Annotated in this window: 5 protein-coding genes and 1 pseudogene; 5 read left to right on the top strand and 1 reads right to left on the bottom strand. The window is 71.2% G+C overall.

The window, feature by feature from the left end:
* Both FHD68_RS19170 and FHD68_RS17315 read left to right on the top strand, forming a co-directional pair.
* Positions 1 to 579: pseudogene (locus FHD68_RS19170) on the top strand (hypothetical protein); the annotation flags it as partial.
* 49 nt (positions 580 to 628) lie between these two features.
* Positions 629 to 1,561: a lytic transglycosylase domain-containing protein gene (locus FHD68_RS17315; RefSeq protein WP_127899270.1), complete on the top strand. Its 933-nt coding sequence runs from the start codon at positions 629 to 631 to the stop codon at positions 1,559 to 1,561.
* On the opposite strand, the gene FHD68_RS17310 is transcribed toward FHD68_RS17315, so the two are convergent.
* Positions 1,562 to 3,760 carry a primosomal protein N' gene (locus FHD68_RS17310; RefSeq protein WP_127899269.1) on the bottom strand — a complete coding sequence of 733 codons (2,199 nt, stop codon included), beginning with the start codon at positions 3,758 to 3,760 and terminating at the stop codon, positions 1,562 to 1,564. It lies immediately after the preceding gene.
* Between the two features lie 119 nt (positions 3,761 to 3,879).
* On the opposite strand from FHD68_RS17310, the gene fsa reads away from it, so the two are divergent.
* The 3 genes from fsa to FHD68_RS17295 form a co-directional block, all read left to right on the top strand.
* Positions 3,880 to 4,533, top strand: a complete 654-nt coding sequence (gene fsa, locus FHD68_RS17305) for a fructose-6-phosphate aldolase (protein ID WP_046000760.1) — start codon at positions 3,880 to 3,882, stop codon at positions 4,531 to 4,533.
* 24 nt (positions 4,534 to 4,557) lie between these two features.
* On the top strand, positions 4,558 to 5,238 hold the full coding sequence (locus FHD68_RS17300) for a DUF484 family protein (protein ID WP_045980932.1): 681 nt from the start codon (positions 4,558 to 4,560) through the stop codon (positions 5,236 to 5,238).
* A partial coding sequence (locus FHD68_RS17295) for a site-specific integrase (RefSeq protein WP_244297944.1) occupies positions 5,238 to 5,942 on the top strand: 705 nt, incomplete at its 3' end. The genes FHD68_RS17300 and FHD68_RS17295, both read left to right, overlap by 1 nt.

The following is a 5,942-nucleotide window of genomic DNA, read 5'->3' as shown; positions in this document are numbered from 1 at the left end:
CCCGGCACCCCCTCCCCCGCGCCGACGGCGGCCAAGGCGGCTGCCAAACCTGCCGGTGCCAAGCCCGCGACCGCCAAGCGCAAGCAGGCGACCGTGCCGCGCACACCCGCCGACCGCAAGTCCGCCGAGACGCGCAAGACGGACCTGCGGACGGAACCGCACCGCATTCCCAAGCGCGGTGCAAAGGCCGCGCCCGCCCCGGCCGACGCCGTGGCAGAGCCCGCGACCACCGCGACCGCAGGCGACGACAAGGCGCAGAAATCCGCCAAGCAGGCGGCCCGCAAGGCCCAGAAGGATGCCGCCAAGGCCGTCGAGAAGGAAGAAGCCAAGGCCGCCCGCAAGGCGGAGCGCCAGGCCGCCAAGCAGGCCCAGAAGGCCGAGGCCAAAGCCGCCAAGGCCGCCGAGAAGGAGGCCGCCAAGACCGCGCGCCGCGCCGCCCGCAAGGCCGAACGTCAGGCCGAGAGCCCCGAGGCCAAGGCCGCGCGCAAGAGCGCCAAGCCCGCCAAGGACAAGCCCGCAAAGGCCAAGTCGGCCGAGGCCAAGCCCGCCAAGAAATCCAAGTCGAAGAAGTCCAAGTGATCGTCCGCCCGCGCACCGGGCGCGGGCGGATGAACGGCCCGTCGCGATGATGACCCTTTCCAGACATCTTGGTGCCGCCGTCGTGGCGCTGTTCTGCGTGGCCGCGCCCCTGTCCGCGCGCCCCGCCATCGACGCCGCCCACGGCCTGCCCCCGCCCCGCACGTCCGAAGACCTGCGCTGCAGCGATGACGGGCGCGACTGCATCGCGCGCGACAGCTATGCCGCGGATGTCTGCAAGCTGATCGAACGCAATGCCGCCGATCACGGGCTGGACCCCGCCTTCCTGGCGCGCCTGCTGTGGAAGGAGAGCCGATTCGAACCTTCTGCCGTCAGCCCGGCGGGCGCGCTTGGCATCGCGCAGTTCATGCCGGGCACGGCCGATCTGTATTGGCTGGACGATCCGTTCAACCCGGCCCAGGCCATTTCCAAGGCCGCGTGGTATCTGGGCCAGTTGCGCGACCGGTTCGGCAATATCGGCCTGGCCGCCGTCGCCTATAACGGCGGAGAGAACCGCGCTGCGCGGTTCATCGCGCAGGCCACGACCCTGCCCTATGAGACGGTCGACTATGTCGAATCGATCACCGGGTTCAGCGCGCATCGCTGGCGCGACAACCCCCCGCCCCAGCAGGAGGTCAAGCTGGCCCTGGCCGACGACCAGGCCTTTCGCCCGGCCTGCGAGCGGATGGCCGGCGACCGGTCGCTGCGCGAGTTCAACACCCAGCCCCCGGCGATGCCTTGGGGCGTGGTCGTGGCCAGCCATCCCAGCCAGGCGGGCGCGGCCCAGCAGGTCGCGCGGCTGAACCGCACCCTGCGGCCGATCCTGACCGACGGGGCGCGGGTGGGCTATGTCCGCAAGCGGCTGAACAGCATGCCGCGCGCCGTCTTCACCGCGCAGGTCGGCTATTCGTCGCGCGACGAGGCCACGCGGTTCTGCAACCGGTTCAAGTCGCTTGGCGGGCGCTGCATCGTGCTGAAGAACTGATCACAGAAAGCTTTGCGGGTCGATGTCCACGGACAGGCGCATGTTCGTGGGCAGCTTGACCCCCGCCAGCCAATCGGCGATTGCCGCCTGCAGCGGCGCCTGACGCGGCGCGCGGATCAGCATGCGCATGCGGTGGCGTCCCCGCACCCGCGCGATGGGCGCAGGCGCCGGCCCCCACAGTTCGGCCCCGACCTCGGCCAGGGGGGTGGCCAGACCGGCCAGATGGCGCGCGAAATCGGCGACCGTGCCCAGGTCCGGATGGGACAGGATGATCCCCGCCAGTCTGCCGAAGGGCGGCATGCCCGCCGCCTGACGGCCCGCGGCCTCGGCATCCCAGAACGTCTCGTCCTGCCCCGACAGGATCGCCCGGATCACCGCGTGATCGGGCTGGTGCGTCTGCAGAAGCGCAACCCCCGGCGCCGCCCCCGACTGCCGCCCGGCCCGCCCGGCCACCTGGCGCATCAGCTGAAAGCTGCGCTCCGCCGCGCGCAGGTCGGCCCCCTGCAGGCCCAGATCGGCATCGACCACGCCCACCAGCGTCAGGCGCGGAAAGTTGTGTCCCTTGGCCACGATCTGCGTGCCGATGATGATGTCGGTGTCGCCTTCCGAGATCTGGGCGATCGCCTCCTTCAGCGCGCGGGCGGAATGGAACAGGTCCGAGGACAGCACGGTGGCCTTGGCGTCGGGGAACCGCACTGCCACCTCCTCGGCGATGCGCTCGACGCCGGGGCCGATGGGGGCCAGCTTGCCCTCGACCCCGCAGCTGGGACAGGCGGTGGGGATGGGCCGAGTCTCTCCGCATTGGTGGCAGACCAGGCGGTTCTGGAACCGGTGCTCGACCATCCGCGCATCGCATTGATGACAGCCGATCTGCTCCCCGCAGGCGCGGCAGACGGTGACCGGCGCAAACCCGCGCCGGTTCAGGAAGATCAGGGATTGCTCACCCTTGGCCAGCCGGTCGGTCACCGCCTGCGCCAGCGTCGGAGAGATCCAGCGCCCCTGCTCCATCGCCTCGGCGCGCAGGTCGATGGCGGCCATCTGCGGCAGCTCGGCCTCGCCATAGCGGGATCGCAGGTCCAGGCGTGCGTATTTCCCGGTCGCGGCGTTCACCCAGCTTTCCAAGGAGGGCGTGGCCGAGGCCAGCACCACCTGCGCGCGGTTGATGGAGGCGCGCAGCACCGCCATGTCGCGGGCGCTGTAATAGACGACGTCCTCCTGCTTGTAGCTGCCGTCATGCTCCTCATCGACGACGATCAGGCCCAGATCGGCAAAGGGCAGGAACAGCGCCGAACGCGCGCCGACGACCAGCCCGACCTGACCGCGCCCGGCCATGTGCCACAGCCGGCGGCGTTCGGTGCGGGTGATGCCGCTGTGCCATTCGCCGGGCCGCGCGCCGAACCGCGCCTCGACCCGGTCCAGGAATTCGGCCGACAACGCGATTTCCGGCAACAGGACCAGTGCTTGCCGCCCCTGCGCCAGGCATTCGGCCACGGCCTCCAGATAGACCTCGGTCTTGCCCGACCCGGTGACCCCGCGCAGCAGCGTGGTGCCGTAACCGCCCGCCCGGATCGCGCCGCGCAGCGTGTCGGACGCCGCCTGCTGATCGGGGGCCAGGGGCTTACCCGGCCGCGTAGGGTCCAGCGTGGGATAGGGCAGATCGCGCGGTGCCTCGATCTCGGCCAGGGCACCGCTGGCGACCAGGCCCTTGACCACCGACGTGCCGACGCCCGCCAGCTGTGCCAGTTCGGATGCCGCAAAGCTGGCCCCGCCGTGATCGGCCATGACCTGCAGCACGCGGGTCCGCGCCTCGGTCGCACGACCGGGCTGGCCCGATCCGGGCACGATGATGCGCCGCGCGGCCGGCGGCTGATCGATGTCGGGCGCGCGCGTGGCCATGCGCAGCATCAGCGGCAGCGGCGTCAGCGTGTATTCCGCCGCCCGCGTCAGGAAATCCAGGAACCGCGCGTCGAAGGGCTGTGCGTCCAGCACGCGGGCCACGGCGCGCAGCTTGGCCAGGTCGAAATCGCCCTTGCCCCGCCCCCAGACCAGCCCCAGCACCCGGCGCGGCCCCAGGGGCACCAACACCAACTGTCCCTGGCGCACGCCCTCGTCGGGCGCCAGATAGTCCAGCACGCCGACCGTCTCGGCGGTCAGCACCGCGATGCGGGCGCGGGGGGGGAAGAATTCTGGCGGGGTCATGATGGCGCGATAAAGACGGGGCCGCGCGCCGGTTGCAAGCCCCCGCATGGGTTGTGCCCCTTCCCGCCCGCCCCCATCTGCAGTATCACCCAGACAAACGCACCCTGAGGAGACGCGCCATGAAATTCTTTGTCGACACCGCCGATATCGCCGCGATCAAGGAGCTGAACGACCTGGGCATGGTCGATGGCGTCACCACCAACCCGTCGCTGATCCTGAAGTCGGGCCGCGCCATCGCCGAGGTCACGGCCGAGATCTGCGCCATGGTCGAGGGTCCCGTCAGCGCCGAGGTCGTGGCCGAGAAGGCCGACGACATGATCGCCGAAGGCCGCCACCTGGCCAAGATCGCGCCGAACGTCTGCATCAAGGTGCCGCTGACCTGGGACGGCCTGAAGGCCTGCCGCGTGCTGTCGGACGAGGGCCACAAGCTGAACGTCACGCTGTGCTTCAGCCCGGCCCAGGCGATCCTGGCCGCCAAGGCGGGTGCGACCTTCATCAGCCCGTTCATCGGGCGCCTGGACGACATCCATCTGGACGGCATGGACCTGATCGCCGACATCCGCGAGATCTATGACAACTACGGCTACGAGACCGAGATCCTGGCGGCATCGATCCGCACGGTGAACCACATCGTGGACGCGGCCAAGATCGGCGCCGACGTGATCACCGCGCCGCCCTCGGTCATCAAGTCGATGGCGAACCACATCCTGACCGACAAGGGTCTGGCGCAGTTCAACGCGGACTGGGCCCAGACCGGCCAGAAGATCCTCTGATCCGCGCCCCCCGGAGAGACCCGCATGACCGACGCGCTGGACCCTGAAACCCGCGACCGGCTGCTGGCCGATCCGGGCGCGATCCTGGCCGACCGGGACCTGATGCGGGCCCTGGTCGCCGCACGCGAGGCCGAGGTCGGCGACAATGTCATCGACATCCGCGGCCGCGCGATGCAGGCGCTGGAGACCCGGCTGGACCGGCTGGAATCCACGCATGAAAGCGTGATCGCCGCCGCCTATGACAACCAGTCCGGCATGGCGGTAATCCACCGTGCCGTCCTGGGCCTCTTGGAGACGGCCGACCTGGCCGACTTCATCGCCGCCCTGCAGACCGACATCGCCCCCCTGCTGCGCATCGAGACGCTGCGCCTGGTGGTCGAGGACGATCCCGCCCTGGACCTGCCGCGCGATGCGGTGGCGGTCCCCCACGGCACCATCGACCGCATCCTGACCGCCGGGCGGCGAGCGCCGCGTGGCGACGACATCGTGTTGCGCGCGGCCCTGGTGGTGACCCGCCCCCTGCATGGCCGCACCATCGCGTCCGAGGCGTTGCTGCCGCTGGACCTGGGTCCGGCGCGACCGCGCACGGTGCTGCTGATGGGCAGCAGCGATCCGACGCGGTTCATGCCCGCGCATGGCACGGACCTGTTGCGGTTCTTCGGCCAGGTGTTCCGCATGGCCCTGCTGGCCCGGTTGCCCGGATGATGGCCCCGGCCACGGCCGACGCCCTGCACCGCTGGCTGGAGACCGAGGCCGCGGCCCGCGACCGGTCCGACCATACGGTGACCGCCTATCGCGCCGATCTGGTCGCGTTCCTGCAGTTCATCGCGGCCCATTGGGGCGAACCCGTCCCCCCCGCGGCCCTCGCCCGCCTGCGCCAGGCCGACATGCGCGCATTCGCGGCGTCCGAACGCGGCCGGGGTCTGGGCGCGCGGTCGCTGGCGCGGCGCATGTCCGGGGTGCGGTCGTTCCTGCGCTGGATCTCGGACCGCGAGGGGCTGGACCTGTCCGCCGCCCTGTCGACCCGCAGCCCGAAATACAGCCGCAGCCTGCCGCGCCCGTTGACCCCCCTGCAGGCCCAGGACACGCTGGACCGCGTGGCCGATCACGCAACCCCCTGGGTGGGCGCGCGCGACCTGGCGGTGCTGACCCTGCTGTGGGGGTCGGGGCTGCGCATCTCCGAGGCGCTGGCGCTGGAGGGGGCGGACTGGCCCTTTCCGGAAGGGCTGATCATCCGCGGCAAGGGCGGGCGCGAACGGCAGGTGCCGGTCCTGCCGGTGGCCCGCGACGCGATCGCGGCCTATCTGCGCCTGTGCCCCTGGGGACACCGCACCGACGCGCCGCTGTTTCGCGGCATCCGCGGCGGCCGCCTGACCGCCAGCGCGGTCGAGGGCGCGATGCGCCAGGCC

The sequence above is a fragment of the Paracoccus marcusii genome (assembly GCF_006151785.1).
Lineage (GTDB): Bacteria > Pseudomonadota > Alphaproteobacteria > Rhodobacterales > Rhodobacteraceae > Paracoccus > Paracoccus marcusii.
The sequence above is the reverse complement of the archived record's forward strand: the minus strand, read 5'-3'. Positions and strand labels throughout refer to the sequence as shown.

Bases quoted from the DNA above. Each gene is read 5' to 3' on its own strand.
- FHD68_RS17310 (WP_127899269.1), bottom strand. From the start codon at position 3,760: ATGACCCCGCCAGAATTCTTCCCCCCCCGCGCCCGCATCGCGGTGCTG.
- FHD68_RS17300 (WP_045980932.1), top strand. From the start codon at position 4,558: ATGACCGACGCGCTGGACCCTGAAACCCGCGACCGGCTGCTGGCCGAT.
- fsa (WP_046000760.1), top strand. From the start codon at position 3,880: ATGAAATTCTTTGTCGACACCGCCGATATCGCCGCGATCAAGGAGCTG.
- FHD68_RS17315 (WP_127899270.1), top strand. From the start codon at position 629: ATGACCCTTTCCAGACATCTTGGTGCCGCCGTCGTGGCGCTGTTCTGC.